The 15,807-nt window shown below is 59.6% G+C and carries 22 protein-coding genes; 2 read left to right on the top strand and 20 right to left on the bottom strand.

All coding sequences use genetic code 11. From position 1 onward, the window contains the following. Window positions 1-34: 34 nt before the first annotated feature. Window positions 35-232, bottom strand: coding sequence for a hypothetical protein (locus ACWFUC_RS22290; RefSeq protein ID WP_171940833.1), 198 nt, complete (start codon window positions 230-232; stop codon window positions 35-37). Between the two features lie 315 nt (window positions 233-547). Here ACWFUC_RS22290 and ACWFUC_RS22285 point away from each other — a divergent pair, with 315 nt between their 5' ends. Beyond that, on the top strand, window positions 548-1,111 hold the full coding sequence (locus ACWFUC_RS22285; protein ID WP_171940834.1) for a helix-turn-helix domain-containing protein: 564 nt from the start codon (window positions 548-550) through the stop codon (window positions 1,109-1,111). Window positions 1,112-1,194: 83 nt separating this feature from the next. Continuing rightward, entirely contained in the window at window positions 1,195-1,944 is a 750-nt protein-coding gene (locus ACWFUC_RS22280; protein WP_489637359.1) for a hypothetical protein, read from the top strand. Window positions 1,945-1,979: 35 nt separating this feature from the next. Here ACWFUC_RS22280 and ACWFUC_RS22275 read toward each other — a convergent pair whose 3' ends face one another. From ACWFUC_RS22275 to ACWFUC_RS22185, 19 genes are all read right to left on the bottom strand, one after another. Further along, window positions 1,980-3,209: a contractile injection system protein, VgrG/Pvc8 family gene (locus ACWFUC_RS22275; RefSeq protein ID WP_489637358.1), complete on the bottom strand. Its 1,230-nt coding sequence runs from the start codon at window positions 3,207-3,209 to the stop codon at window positions 1,980-1,982. Continuing rightward, entirely contained in the window at window positions 3,206-3,757 is a 552-nt protein-coding gene (locus ACWFUC_RS22270; protein WP_489637357.1) for a phage tail protein, read from the bottom strand. Before ACWFUC_RS22270 ends, ACWFUC_RS22275 begins: the two co-directional genes overlap by 4 nt. Before the next feature lie 11 nt (window positions 3,758-3,768). Next, the gene (locus ACWFUC_RS22265; protein WP_489637356.1) at window positions 3,769-6,393 is read right to left on the bottom strand and encodes a phage tail tape measure protein; all 2,625 of its coding nucleotides are present in this window, start codon (window positions 6,391-6,393) and stop codon (window positions 3,769-3,771) included. Further along, on the bottom strand, window positions 6,394-6,507 hold the full coding sequence (locus tag ACWFUC_RS22260; protein ID WP_121043124.1) for a GpE family phage tail protein: 114 nt from the start codon (window positions 6,505-6,507) through the stop codon (window positions 6,394-6,396). It abuts the gene before it with no gap. Window positions 6,508-6,515: 8 nt separating this feature from the next. After that, window positions 6,516-6,833: a phage tail assembly protein gene (locus ACWFUC_RS22255; RefSeq protein ID WP_489637355.1), complete on the bottom strand. Its 318-nt coding sequence runs from the start codon at window positions 6,831-6,833 to the stop codon at window positions 6,516-6,518. Between the two features lie 59 nt (window positions 6,834-6,892). Further along, window positions 6,893-7,402 (bottom strand): phage major tail tube protein, encoded by a 510-nt coding sequence (locus ACWFUC_RS22250; protein ID WP_112076923.1) that lies wholly within the window; start codon window positions 7,400-7,402, stop codon window positions 6,893-6,895. Window positions 7,403-7,459: 57 nt separating this feature from the next. Then, window positions 7,460-8,635, bottom strand: a complete 1,176-nt coding sequence (locus tag ACWFUC_RS22245; RefSeq protein ID WP_489637354.1) for a phage tail sheath protein — start codon at window positions 8,633-8,635, stop codon at window positions 7,460-7,462. 42 nt (window positions 8,636-8,677) lie between these two features. Beyond that, complete coding sequence (locus ACWFUC_RS22240) at window positions 8,678-9,028, bottom strand: hypothetical protein (RefSeq protein ID WP_489637353.1); 351 nt, start codon at window positions 9,026-9,028, stop codon at window positions 8,678-8,680. Between the two features lie 8 nt (window positions 9,029-9,036). Next, window positions 9,037-10,095 carry a phage tail protein gene (locus ACWFUC_RS22235; RefSeq protein ID WP_489637352.1) on the bottom strand — a complete coding sequence of 353 codons (1,059 nt, stop codon included), beginning with the start codon at window positions 10,093-10,095 and terminating at the stop codon, window positions 9,037-9,039. Continuing rightward, window positions 10,092-10,712: a phage tail protein I gene (locus tag ACWFUC_RS22230; protein ID WP_489637351.1), complete on the bottom strand. Its 621-nt coding sequence runs from the start codon at window positions 10,710-10,712 to the stop codon at window positions 10,092-10,094. Before ACWFUC_RS22230 ends, ACWFUC_RS22235 begins: the two co-directional genes overlap by 4 nt. Next, window positions 10,705-11,628, bottom strand: a complete 924-nt coding sequence (locus ACWFUC_RS22225) for a baseplate assembly protein (RefSeq protein WP_489637350.1) — start codon at window positions 11,626-11,628, stop codon at window positions 10,705-10,707. Before ACWFUC_RS22225 ends, ACWFUC_RS22230 begins: the two co-directional genes overlap by 8 nt. Next, window positions 11,625-11,969, bottom strand: a complete 345-nt coding sequence (locus ACWFUC_RS22220) for a GPW/gp25 family protein (protein WP_489637349.1) — start codon at window positions 11,967-11,969, stop codon at window positions 11,625-11,627. Before ACWFUC_RS22220 ends, ACWFUC_RS22225 begins: the two co-directional genes overlap by 4 nt. Then, the gene (locus tag ACWFUC_RS22215; RefSeq protein WP_489637348.1) at window positions 11,966-12,610 is read right to left on the bottom strand and encodes a phage baseplate assembly protein V; all 645 of its coding nucleotides are present in this window, start codon (window positions 12,608-12,610) and stop codon (window positions 11,966-11,968) included. The genes ACWFUC_RS22220 and ACWFUC_RS22215 overlap by 4 nt, the downstream gene beginning before the upstream one ends. A gap of 112 nt (window positions 12,611-12,722) precedes the next feature. Further along, entirely contained in the window at window positions 12,723-13,262 is a 540-nt protein-coding gene (locus ACWFUC_RS22210) for a hypothetical protein (RefSeq protein ID WP_489637347.1), read from the bottom strand. A gap of 143 nt (window positions 13,263-13,405) precedes the next feature. Beyond that, window positions 13,406-13,876, bottom strand: a complete 471-nt coding sequence (locus ACWFUC_RS22205) for a phage virion morphogenesis protein (RefSeq protein WP_489637346.1) — start codon at window positions 13,874-13,876, stop codon at window positions 13,406-13,408. Beyond that, entirely contained in the window at window positions 13,873-14,358 is a 486-nt protein-coding gene (locus ACWFUC_RS22200) for a phage tail protein (RefSeq protein WP_489637345.1), read from the bottom strand. The genes ACWFUC_RS22205 and ACWFUC_RS22200 overlap by 4 nt, the downstream gene beginning before the upstream one ends. Then, on the bottom strand, window positions 14,342-14,881 hold the full coding sequence (locus tag ACWFUC_RS22195) for a lysis system i-spanin subunit Rz (RefSeq protein WP_489637344.1): 540 nt from the start codon (window positions 14,879-14,881) through the stop codon (window positions 14,342-14,344). Before ACWFUC_RS22195 ends, ACWFUC_RS22200 begins: the two co-directional genes overlap by 17 nt. After that, window positions 14,878-15,408, bottom strand: coding sequence for a glycoside hydrolase family 24 protein (locus ACWFUC_RS22190; protein WP_310840696.1), 531 nt, complete (start codon window positions 15,406-15,408; stop codon window positions 14,878-14,880). The genes ACWFUC_RS22195 and ACWFUC_RS22190 overlap by 4 nt, the downstream gene beginning before the upstream one ends. Further along, the gene (locus ACWFUC_RS22185) at window positions 15,405-15,779 is read right to left on the bottom strand and encodes a hypothetical protein (RefSeq protein ID WP_008332336.1); all 375 of its coding nucleotides are present in this window, start codon (window positions 15,777-15,779) and stop codon (window positions 15,405-15,407) included. The genes ACWFUC_RS22190 and ACWFUC_RS22185 overlap by 4 nt, the downstream gene beginning before the upstream one ends. Window positions 15,780-15,807: the final 28 nt, after the last annotated feature.

The raw sequence follows: 15,807 nt of genomic DNA, 5'->3' as shown, positions 1-15,807 counted from the left end.
CAGTTACTCAATAGTTGCTTATTCATGCCTTGGTTTAGAACGTCGCGTGGGCTACGCTTTCACCAGTGCCAGATGCGAGGATTTCGGCAGCTTGGCGCATAGCGAGTTGTCGCAGGATGGTCGCAGCAGCTTCGCCTTGATAGTGAGCGAGAGATTCAACGATTGCTTGCTCGTAGTCATCGAGACTGAGCATGTGGCGATGTTTTCTGACACGCTTCGGGTCTGGATACATGGCTTATCCCCTGGCTGTTCAACGGTGGATTTCTTGTTCGTAAGCTTGAATGCCTTTCAGCACCATGAGGCGGAGAAAGGACGAGCGAGTTCGATGGTCTTGAACCGCATAAGCGGATACCTTTTTCGCCTCGTGAGAATCGAGACGAGTGGTCATCACCACGGACGCGACATCTTTCGCGGCCGATACGTCAAGATCATTTCTTTGCAGCAAGGAAATGGCATGTGTAGACATAGGGTAAAATTTGTATACGTCACTTAGCAATGACGTGAATATAGTGGACATAAATCCACATGTCAAACAAAAAGTTGATAAATGTCAGACTTCAAAACACGTCTAAAAGAAGAGCGAAAGCGTCTTGGTCTTAACCAAGATAAGTTCGCTCAGATCGGCGGGGTATCAAGAGACACTCAGGTGAACTATGAAAGCGGCCTCCGCGTCCCCGACTCTGATTATTTGGCAGCCATTGGCGCAGCCGGTGTCGATATCCAATTTCTCTTCTCAGGCTTGACGAAGGAAGATCAACTAAACGTCAAGGAACGAGATCTCTTGACCGTAGCCAGGCAACTCAGTGACGAGAGTTTTTCGGCGGTAATGGCGTTAGCTATGAGCCTTGCGCCAAACGTCCACAAAATGTCACTTGATCTTACCGATGATGAACAAGCTCAACTAGAAATCATGTCGCGTGAGAGCGGCTTATCCGTGGGGGAGATAATTCGAACAATGGTTCTTGAGCAGGCAAATGCGGCTCCAAAATCGGAATCAAGCAATCGCCCACAAGTAACTGTCCATGGAAAAGTCGGTCAGCAAATCAATGGTGATTTCCATGGAACGTTGCACGGTCCAGTTATGAGGAAGAAGATCGTAAAGAAGAAGTGAGGAACGTCGACATCTATGGACTGATTTCGATTTTGGCGCAAGCTGGGGAGCAGCGCTAATTTATTCCGATTTGGTGCACAGTTGTGAGTAAACCACCAAGTGTTTTAATTAGGTTTTCAATGTCAGAAAAAATAGAGGCATCAGGCGATATTGGGCAATTTATCGGGGGTAGCTTTCATGAGGCACCACGATTCAAGAACGTGGTTAATTTGAACTTAAGCGATCTCAAAAAGGAAGCGCAACGAATTACCGAGTACCAACGTAAAAGAATCAATGTGCTGGTCAAGGAGTGGGCAGCGATATGCGGTGATGAAGAGATTGAAATCTATAAGATTTTCATCACTGATTTTGGAATCAGATATTTTCGCGAACTGCCCATCGAGCACTACATGACAGTTAAGAAAACATTGGAAGAATGGATTGCTGCAGGCGTGGCCAAATCCAGTATCGTTCCTGCTGTCCCTGCTGTCCCTGCTGTCCCTGCTGCATCTGCTGTTCCTGCTGCATCTGCTCAGGAAACTATCCCGCTTTCGACTGAGCCAGTTCAAGCTTCGATCGGATGTGCTGCCTGCAAGGAAAAAGATGCATGGTTCTCTCGCTCGCTGCGAGTGATATTTGCGCTGGCGACATTAGTTCTTCTCCTCGCCGCATCGTGTGCGTGGCTGCTGTATCAGATGCCTGCGCCTAATGATGCAATGGATGCCAATGCCCATTGCATCTATGACGGCAAGCCGTATTCGGCTGGCAGCATAATCAAGGCAGCCGATGGATTGCTAAGCCAATGCATCGCTGCGACAGACGGCCGCTCAATCGCCTGGTCACTTGCTAAGTGAGTGCAATCAGCAGCGGAAATCTCATCCGGTGCTGATCAATCTTGATTGTTCTCTGCGATGATCTCGCGGACCTCTTTGATTTTTGCCCACTCCAGGGCTGCAGCACGGTTGGCACTTTGCTTGGTGGCATAGGTCCGTTTCAGCGTCTTAGCGTTGTCGGCCTTGCCTGCCAGCTCGGTGCCCTTGTTGTTTTTCTTCTTTGCTTTGTCATGCCAATCTGCCTTCACTCCGGTGATGCCTTCCTCCGGATCGTGATCAAGCTCGCGCTCTGTATCGGCTTCCTCAGATTTGGTCTCGAACTCAATGCGCGTGGTAAAACCGCTGCCGCTGATGGAATGAGTGACGGTCTTCGATAGCCATTCCGTGGCGTCAATGTCTGCCTTAAATCCGGATACCACCACGGGCGACTGCGGCATGATGCTGGCATCACCAAGCGCCAACTGCATTTCGAAGGTCGCAAGCCCACGTTCAATGCGCTGCCACTCGGCGACAGCTGCAGTGCGCGCATCGGCCTCATTAGCAAAGGTGGTGCGCAGGCGCTTGCTGTTACCGGCTTGGCCAGCGACGACACTACGCCGCCGCCCATACTTCTCATCCATCCAGAACGCGCGCACGCCGCTGTAGGCGTCCGATTCTGAGCTGTGATATCGATGCTGGTCCCCCAGCGCACGCACCACCTTCACCACCGGTAAAGGCTTGCCGCTGGCCGTACGGCTTTCATTGATCGGCATGAACAGCAGCGTGTCATTTTTCACTGTGGCGACGGCATCATATTTCTTGCCCAGGCGGCGCAGTAGCGCGGAATCGCTTTCATGCGTCTGATCCAGGTGCTTGATGGCGATGCCGCGCAACCCGCCCGAAATACCCGACGCCAGGCCATTGCCGGTGGCGATGGCGTCCACCACAGCACCGAGCGTAGTTTCATGGAAACTGCGGTCTCGCTGCTGCCGAAAGGCATCGATCATGCTGGCCGACCTGGCACGGATGGTGAGCCGATCCGGCGCACCACTGTGCTCTATTTCAGAGACCACGAACGCGCCCTTGTCGACCAGCGGCGCCCCCAGCCAGCCAAGCGCAAAATTCAGCTTGGCGCCCTTGGGCGGTATCTTCAGCTTGCCGTCTGAATCGTCCAGCTCGATGTCCAGTTGATCGGCTTCATCACCCCGACACTCGCGCAAGGTGATGCTCATGAGTCTGCCCGAAACGGGGCGGCTGATATCCTTATCCTCGATGACGATGCGGAAGGCGGGTGCGGTGGTGGTCATTTGCCAGCTCCGCCGAACGCACCGACGATGCTGCCGACCGTGGACTTGACGCCGCCGATGGCGCTCCCGACGACATCGCGTGCCTTGTCGGCGATGCTGTTGGTGATGCCGTCGATGTCGACCATGTTGCGCAGATCCGAGATATCGCCCAGGCCCAGCGACGACAGCACGCTATCGTCAGTGCGTTTCAACTTGATGGTGAATTCGATGCGCTTGGCATCGCCGTCGCCATCCAGCACCGTGCGCCCCTCGTCCATGCTCTCGATGACGTAGGAGCCATAGATACGCCCGGTTCCCTGGATCAAGAACCAGCTCTTACCGGTATCGGCCATTAGGCGCAGGGCATCCAGCGAGAAGGCGCTGCCGGTCAGCTCCGGTGCGATCCAGCCCGACAAGGTAATGGTGTCATCCCCCTTGCCGGTGAACTGCACCGCGTCGCGCCGGCCCACGCGCGCATTGCTGGCGAACTTCCATTGCGTCTGCCGCTGCAGCTCTTGATAGGCCAGCGTGGGCAGGCTGAAGACGAACATTCCCAAGACCATCATCATGACGTTTTTCCTTAATCCCAATCTGCAAGGTTCGAGCGCTGGCGCGACGCCTTCATGCGGTCGCGACGGTCCAGCTCGGCGGCCACCGCGCGGGCGATGGTTTGCTCATCCATGCCGGGGGTCGGCTGGATGATGATTTGCACCGTGTCGCCCTGATAGACGACCGGTTGCGCAGCGCCGCCGCTGATCGGTGGCCGGCTATCGAAGGCCATCGCCGGCACGCTGCCCGCGCCAATGGCCACGGCCGCGCCAGCGCTGGCCAGCTTGCCCGCCAGGCTGCTGACCGTAGACAGCGGCCCGTCCTGACCACGATTCAAGCCCACGGCCAGGCCTTGCATGGTGTAGTCGCCCAGCTCGGCAAAGACCCGGCTCGGGCTATGGATGTCGAGCTTTTCCTTGAACCAGCCAATGACACTGGCCCCGGCGCCCAGCACCGCATCCTTGACGGCGCCGATGCCGCTGGTGATGCCATTGACCAGGCCGCGCAGGATCATGGCGCCAAACTCGGTAAATTTAGCCGGCAGCTCAACCCCGAACCAGCTCAGTACGCCAGCAAACGCCTGGTAGAACAGGCCCACCGGGGACCAATTCAAGATCAGCGCGCCCACGCCGGCCAAGCCGCCCGCGAAGGCGCCGCGTACCTGCTGCCACAGGTTGCCGAAGAAGCCGGCAATGGGTTCCCAATTGCGGTACAGCAGATAGGCAGCGGCAGCGATGGCGGTCACGGCCAGGCCAATGGGATTCATCAGGAAGATCCGCCCCAGCCACATGAAGACCGTGCCGACGCCGCGCAGGATCGGCATGAGCAAATTCCCCTGCAGCCCGATCTTGGCGAACAGGACGTGCAACATGGCATAGGGACCGATGATCGAGGCCAGGGCGAGCATCAGCGGCCCCATCACCACCATGATGGCGGCGATGGCACTGAAGGCCACAATCATGGCCTTGGCCGTGGCTGGATTGCGCTCCATGAAGCCGGTCAGCGCCTGGACGGCATTGGCGGCCATCTGCAGGCCAGAGGCGTAGAGCGGCAGAATCTTGGTGCCCAGCTCCAGTTTCAAGTCCGCTACCTTGGACAGGGCTTCCAGTTCCTTGCCGCTGGCCGTGTCCCGCCCGAGCTTGTCGAGCTCGTCGATATTGGCGGCGCCCCGGTTCAATTTCTCGTTCTTGTGGATCTGCGTGCGCTGCTGGTACATCGTGGAAAAGAGCTGCGCGGCCGTGCGGTTCGAGAAGATCCCGCCGATGGCGTCGAGAATTCCCTTTTCGTCCGTGATGCCCTTGCTGGCCAATTGCGGCAGGAGCACTTTCTCCATCCATTCGAATTGATTCTCGCGGAACAGATCCGCGCCCTTGATAGCGCCAGGATTGAGGAACGAGACCTGGCCGGCCTTGTCATGCTTGACCTTGGATTGATCGCCGATCAGGCCCAGGTCCGACAGCATGGCAATGGAACGCTTGGTGGTGCGGCCCTGGTACAGGTTTTGGTAAGCGCTCATCATCGAGGTGCCGACCCGGTTGCCGCCCATTTCCTGCACCAGGGATTCGAGCTGGTAATAGAAGGCTTCATCCTTGATGCCCTTGGCCGCGATACCGCCGGTCTTGATCAGGTTCAACCACTCGCCCGGACCGACCCGGCCGCCCGTGGCAGTCAGCACCTGCTGCACCATATTGGCCTGCTTGGAGAACGTACCAATGTCCTTGGTGCCGTTGCGCATTTCGATGACCTTGAGCATGTCCATGAACTTGCGCTCGTTCTCGGCGCCTTCGGCTTCCCCATAGAAGGCGTGATTGCCGAATTTCATCTTGGCCATCATCGGCGCGACCATTTCGGCGTGGTGCGTGTCACCAAAGGCCGTGATGCCGTCGCGCAGCAATTGCAGGTTGTCGAGCTGGCTGGTGCCGTAGGTTTTCATGTCGCGCGCGAACTTGATCGCCTCGGCCGTGGCCGCCGGCCCCAGGCCGAGCGCACGCACACGGCCGTTCTCGGTTTCGTAGTGTTTCGCCTCTTTCAGGCCGGCCAGCACAGGGGCGCCCATGGCGGCGCCGCTGGCCGTGGCGCCTACGCCGGCGGCCGCCAGGCCGCCCGCCGTGCTGCGCAGCTTGTCGGCGCGCTGGCGCGCGCTGGCCATGACCTGCTGCTGACGATTGCTGGCAGCCAGCTTCTTTTGCTGGGCGGCCAGTTCGGTATTGGTGGCGGCAATGCTGTTCTTGAGCCAGGTCTGCGCGTTGGCAAGCTGGCGCGAACCAACACCCGCATCGGCCAAGCGCTCGCGCAGCGCACGATACTGCGTGCCTTGCCGCTCGCTGGCTTCCTGCAGGGATTTGACGCTGCGCACGGCAGCATTGAATTCACGCGTCATGGCGCGGGTCGGGTTCTCTACACCCTTCATTCGGGCTGCCAGCTCGGTCACACGCTGCTGCGCGGTGGCCAGCTCGGCATTTGTCTTGCGCATGCCCTGGTGCAGGTCGCGCAGGCCGTTGAGGTCGCTTTGTTGCTTGTTCAGCTCGCGCAGGCGGTCGCTGGTGTCCTTCAGTGCCTTACCGGTGTCTCGGGCACCGCCGGCAATCTTCTTCAGCGGGGCGGTGATTTTCTCCATCATGGAGAACACCACCTGCATTTTCAGTTCATTTGCCATTTACTCCGCCCCGCTTCTTACTCGGGCGCGCTCGCGCCACTTCATGAGGTCTGCCAGTTCCAAGTCCTCCATCGCGGCCGGTGGCCAGTGGAATACCGTCGCGATGTCGGCCATGGCGTCTTCTACTTCGATTGGGAGACCAAGGCGCGGTCCGCCTTCGGTGCCAAAAAAACAGAGACCTCCATGCCGCACTTGATCAGGTCGGCCGGATCCATGGCGGCGACGTCGAACTGCGTCAGGGTCGGCTCACTGATGCGCGGCAACACCACCTGCAGGGCGCTCACGTTCATGTTCATGAGATCCATCAGGCTGACGCCGCGCAGGGCACCGGACTTGGGCCGGCGCAGGGTCAGTTCGCTGATTTGGGTATTGCCGCGCGTCAGCGGTTCGTCCAGCTCGACAACAACGGTTTCGATTTTGGGGGCGGTTGCGGTGGTCATGATGTTTCCTTGTCAGATTGGGAATTGGGAGAGACAGGCGGCGAGATGCCGCCTGGCCATTACAGGCCGATGGCCTTGCGGATGTCGGCGCGGCGATCTTCGCCGCCGACGATCTCGATGCCGTTCATGAAATCGAAATCGAACATCACTTCGTTGTCGATGGTGAGCTTGTAGGCGCTCAGGGGCATGCTGAACTTGTGCGAGGTGTCGTCGCCCACCTTGGCATTGCCCATATCCACTTCTTTATAGCGACCGCGCACGGTGATTTCCACCGCCTGCACGGAGCCGTCATCGTCGTTCTGGTATGCGCCTGCGAAGCGCAGTTGCACGGCGCCATGGGACTTGGCCGCGTATTGCTTCAGTGCTTCTTTGACCAGGCCGCCGGCGGTCCACTCCAGTTGGATGGCTTCTTGGCCCAGGTCCACCGAGACCGGACCGGACATGCCGCCCGCGCGGTATTCCTCCATCTTGCGCGACAGCTTCGGCAAGGTCACCTCCGTGGCCATGCCGGCAAAGCTGATGCCGTTCTCGAACAGATTGAAATCCTTCAGTTTGTGGGGCATGCCCATGTCTTGCTCCTATGATGTGAGGACGGGAGACGGCCGGGCGTGCCGGCCGGCTACCCATTAGGCGGCGACGCGCGCGGCGAAGTCGGCCAGGTATTGGTCGGTAATGCGCTGCTGGAACAGCAGGTTCTCCAACGGTGGCACGGGCGTGTAGCCGTAGTCGATGGTCAGCTTGCCGGCCTTCAAGGTGTCCTTGTCGTTGAACTGTTCATCAAACCAGGCTTCACCGTCGATGAGGTAGCCGCTGGCCTTCAGGGATCGGAACTTGGCATTGATGCTGGCCACCAGATCCTTGACGAGCGAGGGCGTCATCGGCAGGTCCGCAAAGACCATGTGCGCTTCGGCAATGGTGTCGGCCAGCACCTGCGCGGTGCGGGTGTAGTTCTCGAACGGGAAGTAACCGCCCTGGATTTCGCAGGTGCGCGAGCCCCAGAAGCGATAGCCGCTCATGTTGATGAGGGTAGTGACTTCCTTGGCATTGAGCACGCCCGCATCGGTGGCCGGGTCCTGCAAATCCCAGAACACGTCCCGGCTGATGCCGGTCGGGCCGTTCACCACCACGTTGGAGAGGGTTTTGTGCCAGCCGGTCTGCTCATCGATCTTGGCGCGCAGACCCAGCGCATAGGCCACGGCCGAGATACTCACATCCGCGTTCGAGGTGGTGTCCCACGAGACGAATTCCGGCCAGATCAGCATCACCTCACGCTGGCCAAACTCTGCACGGTAAGCCGTGGCGGCGACCACCGTGGCGCAGTTCCAGCACGATGCGTAGACGAACGCGCGCAGGGTCTGCGCCAGGGAGGCCAGTGCATTGGTGACCGCCTTTGTATCCAGTCCCGGCGCACCCAGGATGCGCGGCTTGATGCCGAGCTTGGCTTGCGCCGCCAAGAGAGCCTTGGAACCGGTATAGCGGCCCTCCGCCGAGACGCCGCCAATGACCAGGCTGGTTTGCTCGGCTTCGTCGTCGCCTTCGGCCACGCGCACCAGCACCACCAGGGGTTTAGCTTGTGCCGCAATGGCTTCCAGCACGCGGCGCATGGTGCCGCGCTTGCCGGCCTTGGCTTGGGCCGCGACAACATTGGTAATCAAGACGGCCGTGTCCAGCGGGAAAGCGTCTGCATCGGCATCGTCGGCGGTGACGATCACGCCGATGACGGCGGTAGAAACGGTGCGGATGGGGCGTGTTCCCTCGTTGATTTCGATGACACGCACGCCGTGGTGGTAATCGGCTGCCATGGTGGCTTACTCCTCAGAAAAATAGGGTGGAATGTGACTGCCTCAGTTCAGGCTCTGCAGCTCGTCGCGGAGGGCGGACGCAGCTGCCTCAAGTTCCGCCACGCGGGCCTTGTCAGCGTCCGTCCCAGTACCGGCGTAGAGCGCGCGAAGCGGGCGCAAACTGGCCGCGTCGATCTTGTCCAGCTCCGCGAGAATGAGCAGGCGGCGGACAGGCGCGGCATTGTTCTCGGTCAGTTCGGCTCGCCCGGCGGCATTGATCGTGATGGCCTTGCCTTCTGCTTGTCCGCTCAGAAGGTGTGCATATTCTTCGTCCGTGACCTCAACTGCATCGCTAGGGATCGCACCGTGAATGCGCGAGTCGAGAAAACCTGACGTTTGGGAGAAATATTTCATGTGGGCTCCTATCGACCGATGGCGAACCAGGTCATGTTCGTATTGGCGCTACTGGAGAAGGCATTAAAGCCGGTGAGGGACGACGAATTGACTGAGACGACGCCAGTCGAATAGCCGTTCGAGTTCGAAATCATGAGCGTGAGGAGCGAAGTCGGAAAAGCGATTGGAAACGCCCATCCCGTGGCGGCGCCGGCGGTGGACGAGACGTATCCCGTCCCCCATTGCAGAATGAGACCACCGAGCCAGGTCGGAAACATGAAATAGCCTCCAGCCACGCTGTAATAGGAAGAAAAGCCAGCGCGCAGCTTCTTGGGCGTGACGATAGTGGCGTCATCTGTGCCGGCCGTGACCTGTGCTTGCGTCGCGATCTTGGCCGCGCCCATCACCGCCTCGGTCGCCTGCACCAGCTTCTTCGCAATGGCCTTGAATACCTTCAGCGGGGTCATGGTCTTGGTGTCGTCGGTGCCGGCCTCGGCTTCATCAGTCGTTGCCAGCTTGACGATGCCTTGATTGGCTTCTGCTGCCGCGCCCAGCAGCGTTACCACCTTCTCACGCGTCACCACGTATTGCGGATGAGGATCGGCCTTTTGCTCATGCGCGGTCACTGCGTCGTCAGCGTACTTGCGCGTCGCCAGGACCACAGCAGGATCAATCTTCAACTCAACAGCGGCAGTGCTTGCCACCAGTAGGACGACGCGTACCACCTGATCTTTGCCGGCACCATCGGCCAACAGCGGCTTATAGCTGGGCGGGCAGTTCGCCACCGCGCACAGGTTGCCGGCATCATCGAAGATGCCGATTTCGCGCACCCACCAGCCGCCGACGTCGGCCGGCAACACCTGCTCGATGATGATCTGGCTGGGATTTTTCGGATCTTTGTCGAGGGTATTGATCGGGGCGCGGCGCTGCTCTTTGACAAGCGCGGTCTGCTTGCGATCCGGCGCCGGCACGACGCCGTTACCGTCGCCCACAGCCATGTGCGTGAGCTTCAGTGGAATGCCCAGCGCCAGGGCATTGGCGATTCGGGCCTCGCCGATCTCGGTCGGAATAGAAAAATAGGTGCTCATGGGTAGATGCTCATGATTTCAATAATGTGGGTGGCGCAGCCGATGAATGGCCCGCCGGCGGTCTCGATGCTGTCAGGGGACCAGGGATAGACCGTGACGGCCTCGCCAAACTGCGCGTATGCGCCCACGTTGATCTGTCCACGGGTCTCCAGGTGGATATGCAGCCCGGTCAGATGGCGGGATAGCGGCTTGGCGTCGTCAATGAGGCGTTCCATTTCGAGGAACATTTCATCGGTGATACCCGAATCAAGAACGCCGACCTCAAGAGCGAAGGTTCCGCGCGGGCCGCGCGGTTCGGTTTGCCACCATTCACTGATCTTGATGATGTAGCCCAGGGACTCGACCACGCCGCGCACGGCAGCGATGGTGCCCTTGTGCTGGTGGATATAGCGGGCGGCCTTGATCGTACCGCGCTTGATGGCCTCGGGCCAGGTATCGTCCCAGCGATCCACCGAAAAGGACCAGGCCAGGAAGGGCAGCAACTCCGCCGGGCAACGGTCGGGATCCCACAGCAGACGAAGCGGCACCGGTGTGTCGGCCAGGGCGGCGCACGCACGCGCGAGCGCACGCTCCAAGGGCGTGGTATTGGGCGGCAGGGTCGGGACCGGGTTATACATCGTCCACCTCTTCCAGCACCTCGGCGGTGATCCTGATGCCGGTGCAGCGTGCCGCCTGCGTGCGCCCGCACAGGATGTCCTCCGCTGGCGATTTCACGACGACATTGCGCACGCCTTCGACCTTCAGCGCAGCCACGTAGGCATTGCGATAGACGCTATAGCCGAGCGGGCGCAGCGGCTTGGAGATGGCGGCCGCGTTCGACCGGGCGGCGTTCAGAGCGATGGGCGCCTCTGGACCTTTCTCGACGTACACCACCGCTTCCAGCTCGTAATCCGTGACCTGGCCCTGTACTACCGAGACCAGATCGCCCAGGGGCCGGACATCCTCGGCCGATAGTGCGGCATCGACGGTTTGCAGCAGGTCAGCCGTCGCCTGCCAGTCATCCGAGTTCGCCAAGACGGCCACCACGACTTCGCACGGTGCCGGGCTGACGGCGCGCGCGTCCAGCACGCGGCCGTCAGCACTGCGCGCATGGAATTCATAGGCATTGCGCGGGCCGGCCGTCGAGAGCGCGTCAGGCGCTTCCTGAATGCGCAGGCGGTACGCATCGTCGCCTTCCATTACCTCGGCTACCGGTGGCGAGGCGTCCGGATCAGCCTCGACCAATACCAGGCGTTTGACGTTGGTATTGGCGCCGATCTGGTCGAGATCTGCTCCGATGGCAAACGACAACATGACTGCCTTGGCGGCATCGTTGACGCGGTTGCGCAGCAACAGCTCTTGATAGGCGTTCTCCTGCAGCAGCTTGGTGGCCGGTTCAGACTCCAGGGACAGCACATTGGCAGCGGCCTCGCGCTCGTCTTCCGGCAGCAGCGTCAGCACGGCCGCCTTGCGACTGGCCAGGATGGTTTCGAAGTCCAGGGTTTCCAGCACTTGCGGTGCCGGCAGCAGGGACAGGTCGATGGGCGAGCTCATTGCGTCGTCCCTTCACGGACCTGCACGGAGAATTCAACAGCGGTGCCATTGGTCACGCCCTGCAGGACCACGGAGACTGCGCCGCTGGCGTCCCGGTTGAGGTTCACCGACGAAAGAGAAATGCGCGGCTCCCACAGCGTCAGGCGATAGGCCACGGCCGCATAGATGCGCATGATGGTCACGCCATTCAGGGGCTGGTCGATCAGCTCGGGGATTTCCGATCCATAGGCACGGCGGTAGATGCGGGTGCCCAGCGGCGTCATGAGGATATCGCGCACGGATTGCCGGATGTGATCCAGCAGCGATAGGCTGCTGCCGGTGGATGCATTCATGGCGATCATGGCAGCGGCGCTCCCGACTTCTCATCGCCGCGCTTGATCTCGCCGTGCGGGTGATTGCGCAGGCTGATATTGCCGGCCTTCACATCGCCGGTCGCGTTCACCTCGCCATCGATGACCATTGCGGCGCCACTGTCACCGCCCTGGACCTTGGCGCCATTGTTCAATGCGCTGAAGCCTTCCACCACCAGATTGCCCTTGATGGTCACATTGCCGGTGCAGGTGGTTTGTGGCGCGTCGGCGGTCACCGCATCGGCTTTTACCAGGGCTGAGCTACCAGCCGGCAGGATGGCCGACAGTGAGTGCTTGCTGAAATCGTAGAGCACCACGGCACCATCCGGGTAGTGGATGGCGCGGATGTTGAGGGAGGTTTGCGGCGCGGGCGATTCGGCCGAGAACAGGCCGGCCAGCACTTTACCTTGGGTCAGATCGCCATTGGGCGAGAGGACGATGACTTGCTCGCCGATGGATGGCGGGCACCAATCGATGACATCACCAGCACGCAGCGCGATCCACTGCAGCCAGGTGGTGAGCAGGGAGGGTGACAAGCGCACGCGCACCTTGTCCGCGTTGATCTCGGCAATTTTGCCGGTGCGGATCAAATTGGGGATGGTGCGAACGAGTTCGGAGAGGTCGGGCGTCATGCAACCCATGTTGCCGGATCGCGCGTGGGAAGGCACGCAATGATGGGTTGATAACGGCCTATCTGACTAAGCGGGAATCTCGTTCGAAGATTCCCCGCTTAGTAAAGAGTTTTTATGGCGGTGGTGGCGGGCCAAATTTTCCGCCCGAGAACTGGTCGTCTATTGCCGGAAACTGTTGATCGAAAAGGAGTTTCTGTTCAGCAGAGAACATTCCGTAAAGTTTTCGAAGAGAAGAGAGCTTTCTTTCTAAATCAGTTAGATGTCTCTTGGAGATAGCAAGCTCGCGCTCAGTGCGTTCAATTGCTGCAAGATTACTGACAGGTGCCTCCGGGCGAGCGGCATCTGGTTTATATGATTGGATAAAGATAAGCCATGCCGCCTTTTGCTTCGTCGTCAGTTTCAGCTTTTCTTGTAGTTCGACTTGTCTTTTAAGGCGAATTTCATCCTCTTTTCGTGGGTCATACCCGCCGGGAGGACGGTTGTCGAGACTCTTACCGTTGTCTTTGGGAGGAGCTGGTGGCTGCTGAGCATATGAATTCGATCCGAGTATCGAGAACAGTGCACAGAAGCACAAGAAATGCCCGGCGGATTTTAACTTCGCGGAAAACATATGAGGTTGACTCCCAGTTCTTGATACGGAAAGTTTCAGCATACAGGGAACACCTAGTCCATCACAACTTATCGTATTGGGCTGAAACATTCAATCCACCATCAAAATCGATGTCTATCTCCGATTGCGTTGGATTTGAGCCGGATTATATTTTGATACCCGATTAACTTGTTCAAAGAGAACATCTAAGGTTTATTGGCAAGATGACGCAACAGGCTTTCTCGCAACAGCGTTCCGTCAGCACGATTGAAGCCCAATAGGGGGCGGGCTGGATACTTGTAGCTTGGGCCACGCGGCGCTACCTTATCCGGCAGACCCTCATGATGTACGCGTGCGATACGCGCCACCTTGCCGAAAAAGCCGACCGATGCCTGATGGGCGTCTGCCTGGACTCGCAAGAAGGTGTTCGTCCGCAGCTTGTTGAACATCGCTGCCTTCTGCCTCTTGATCCGACCAGACTTGCCACGCAACTCCTTGCGGTTCTTGCGCGCAGGATAGGGCGTGCCATCGGGCGCTACCTGCTGGGCGATCAGGCGCGCATGCTCGCGGCGTAGATCATTGGCCACCTGGCGCACCAGCTGGCGCCGTTGCGTCGGCTGAACCTTGGCGATCAGGGCACCGGCCCATTCTTCCAGGCGTTGCAGATCATCACTCATGGCAGCCTCGGCACGTCCCATTCGGCCAGCAGGCTATCGCCCTGGTAGAGCTGCCAGAAGTCATCAGCGAATGGCGGCGTGAGATGAGGCTCGGCCACGTGGATGATCTCCAGCCGCCCGCCGTCCTGTCGTTTCACGATGGTGCGTTCCGTGAGCGCCAGCTTGATCGACAGATCGAGCGAGTCCGCGCTATTCATGTCCACTTCGAAGCGGATGGCCTTCTTGGCATTTTCCGGGTTGGCAAAGGCTTCTCGCTGATGTACCCGCATCCAGGCCAGTAGGGGAACGAACACCAGATCGAGGTCCAGGCCAATGTCGGTCAAGATCAGGTTCAGCACATAGTCATACTCGAAAGATAGGCCGGCCGTGCCGGTCGCACGCGAGCCGCCCTCATCGATGAAGATGTGCAGCTTGTCCGGATTCTGCGCCAGATCCTTAATGGCCTTGCGTAGGTAATCCCGCAGGTTATTTGGCTTGTACATTCAGTTTCTCGCGCAAGGCGTTGTAGGCATCGATCAGGGCATTGCTTTGTCGGATGGCGTCATCGCCTTCGCTGGCGATGTCGTCAAGAAACTCTGCTGCCGCTGGCGTAAGTTCGGCTCGCGCTTCTTGGCCAGCTCCGCTGGCAGTGCTGGTATCTGTGCAACTGGCCCCGGGGGGCACTGCAGCGAGGACGGGGACTGACAGCCGGATAGCGCCGCTGCGCACGCCAGCAATAAAGGTATCTTTTTCATGGCGGGCAGAATCTCTCTCTTGGGTGAGCTTGTCGGTAATGGCCTGAATAGCATCGCGCGCGTTGCGCTCGGCCTTCAGCACCTGTTGCGTGCGTTCGGCCCTGGCGTCCGCCGCTGCCTGACTGGCCACAGCAATACCGGCCTTCAGCTGGTCAATGTCGGCATTCTTGCGCCATCCCTGGATGGCCCAGGCAGATGCAAAGGCCACCGCCAGCAAGCCGACGCCGAGCCCGGCACGCAACCGGGTGCGCCAGGCATCGGTCAGCGTCATGCCAACACTCCGCCGGCATCCAGGAAGGCCAAATGCAGCTCCTCGCTGGTTTTCAGGGTCGGCAGCACGATGGCTTCGCCGCCTTCCCGCGTAAATGCCTTTTCGAGATCCACATAGCGATGCTCGAACTGCCCATAGCCGGCACCCGGCAAGGACGCCCAGATGTTTTTGCATTTGGCGATGGCGTCGGCCAGGCGGCCGGCGTCGATATCAGGTAACGCCCGGCATTCCTTGATCTGCTGCAGGGCGATGGCGTCTTGCACCTCCGGCCCGAACCCGGTCAGCCCGAGCTGCTTGCGATAGATATCGTAGTAGCGCATCAGCAACTGATAAGCGCCGGCCGCCGTGGACCAATTCTTGATGCGAGGAATCCAGACGCGCACGCGCGGGTGGTCGGCGTAGCTGGTGAAACGGGTGCGGCCGACGATCTGGTCATAGCCGCGGTCGCGCGTGGTCGGCGAATTGGACGTGCCTTCAGAGAAGCGCAGCATGCCCAGGAAGGCGCGGCGGTTGTCGGTAGCGTTCACAGCGTTTCCTTCACGTCACGCGCCAGTTCGGCAATGTCCTTGCCCTGGCGGCGCTGGAACCACAGCGCCACGGCCCGCGTAATCCACCAGGCCGGCGCGCCGACCATCAGATCGACCGGCTTCGGCCCCAGCACGGCGGCAATCGTCGGCACATGCTGCAGCAGCACCGAGAACGCCAGGTCGCCGAACATGATGGAGAAGGCGCCAGCGCATGCCAGACGCACCACGAATTCCTTTTCGTTGAACGAGCCATCGGCATTGCGCGGGGGCAGGACGATATAGAGCAGCGCGGCACCGACCATGCCGAGCACGGCCTTGATGCCGTAGATTTTCAGGATGGCAGCGATGCCACCAGCGGATTCTGCTGCCATAACGTGGTTTCCCCTTGTCAGTGTTTTC

This window comes from Herbaspirillum sp. Her4 (genome assembly GCF_057961335.1).
This window is presented reverse-complemented; position numbering and strand designations above follow the sequence as displayed.

Coding starts and splice junctions, on each gene's coding strand:
- ACWFUC_RS22290 (WP_171940833.1), bottom strand. CDS start 232: ATGTATCCAGACCCGAAGCGTGTCAGAAAACATCGCCACATGCTCAGT.
- ACWFUC_RS22285 (WP_171940834.1), top strand. CDS start 548: ATGTCAGACTTCAAAACACGTCTAAAAGAAGAGCGAAAGCGTCTTGGT.
- ACWFUC_RS22275 (WP_489637358.1), bottom strand. CDS start 3,209: ATGACCACCACCGCACCCGCCTTCCGCATCGTCATCGAGGATAAGGAT.
- ACWFUC_RS22270 (WP_489637357.1), bottom strand. CDS start 3,757: ATGATGATGGTCTTGGGAATGTTCGTCTTCAGCCTGCCCACGCTGGCC.
- ACWFUC_RS22265 (WP_489637356.1), bottom strand. CDS start 6,393: ATGGCAAATGAACTGAAAATGCAGGTGGTGTTCTCCATGATGGAGAAA.
- ACWFUC_RS22260 (WP_121043124.1), bottom strand. CDS start 6,507: ATGGCCGACATCGCGACGGTATTCCACTGGCCACCGGCCGCGATGGAG.
- ACWFUC_RS22255 (WP_489637355.1), bottom strand. CDS start 6,833: ATGACCACCGCAACCGCCCCCAAAATCGAAACCGTTGTTGTCGAGCTG.
- ACWFUC_RS22250 (WP_112076923.1), bottom strand. CDS start 7,402: ATGGGCATGCCCCACAAACTGAAGGATTTCAATCTGTTCGAGAACGGC.
- ACWFUC_RS22245 (WP_489637354.1), bottom strand. CDS start 8,635: ATGGCAGCCGATTACCACCACGGCGTGCGTGTCATCGAAATCAACGAG.
- ACWFUC_RS22240 (WP_489637353.1), bottom strand. CDS start 9,028: ATGAAATATTTCTCCCAAACGTCAGGTTTTCTCGACTCGCGCATTCAC.
- ACWFUC_RS22235 (WP_489637352.1), bottom strand. CDS start 10,095: ATGAGCACCTATTTTTCTATTCCGACCGAGATCGGCGAGGCCCGAATC.
- ACWFUC_RS22230 (WP_489637351.1), bottom strand. CDS start 10,712: ATGTATAACCCGGTCCCGACCCTGCCGCCCAATACCACGCCCTTGGAG.
- ACWFUC_RS22225 (WP_489637350.1), bottom strand. CDS start 11,628: ATGAGCTCGCCCATCGACCTGTCCCTGCTGCCGGCACCGCAAGTGCTG.
- ACWFUC_RS22220 (WP_489637349.1), bottom strand. CDS start 11,969: ATGATCGCCATGAATGCATCCACCGGCAGCAGCCTATCGCTGCTGGAT.
- ACWFUC_RS22215 (WP_489637348.1), bottom strand. CDS start 12,610: ATGACGCCCGACCTCTCCGAACTCGTTCGCACCATCCCCAATTTGATC.
- ACWFUC_RS22210 (WP_489637347.1), bottom strand. CDS start 13,262: ATGCTGAAACTTTCCGTATCAAGAACTGGGAGTCAACCTCATATGTTT.
- ACWFUC_RS22205 (WP_489637346.1), bottom strand. CDS start 13,876: ATGAGTGATGATCTGCAACGCCTGGAAGAATGGGCCGGTGCCCTGATC.
- ACWFUC_RS22200 (WP_489637345.1), bottom strand. CDS start 14,358: ATGTACAAGCCAAATAACCTGCGGGATTACCTACGCAAGGCCATTAAG.
- ACWFUC_RS22195 (WP_489637344.1), bottom strand. CDS start 14,881: ATGACGCTGACCGATGCCTGGCGCACCCGGTTGCGTGCCGGGCTCGGC.
- ACWFUC_RS22185 (WP_008332336.1), bottom strand. CDS start 15,779: ATGGCAGCAGAATCCGCTGGTGGCATCGCTGCCATCCTGAAAATCTAC.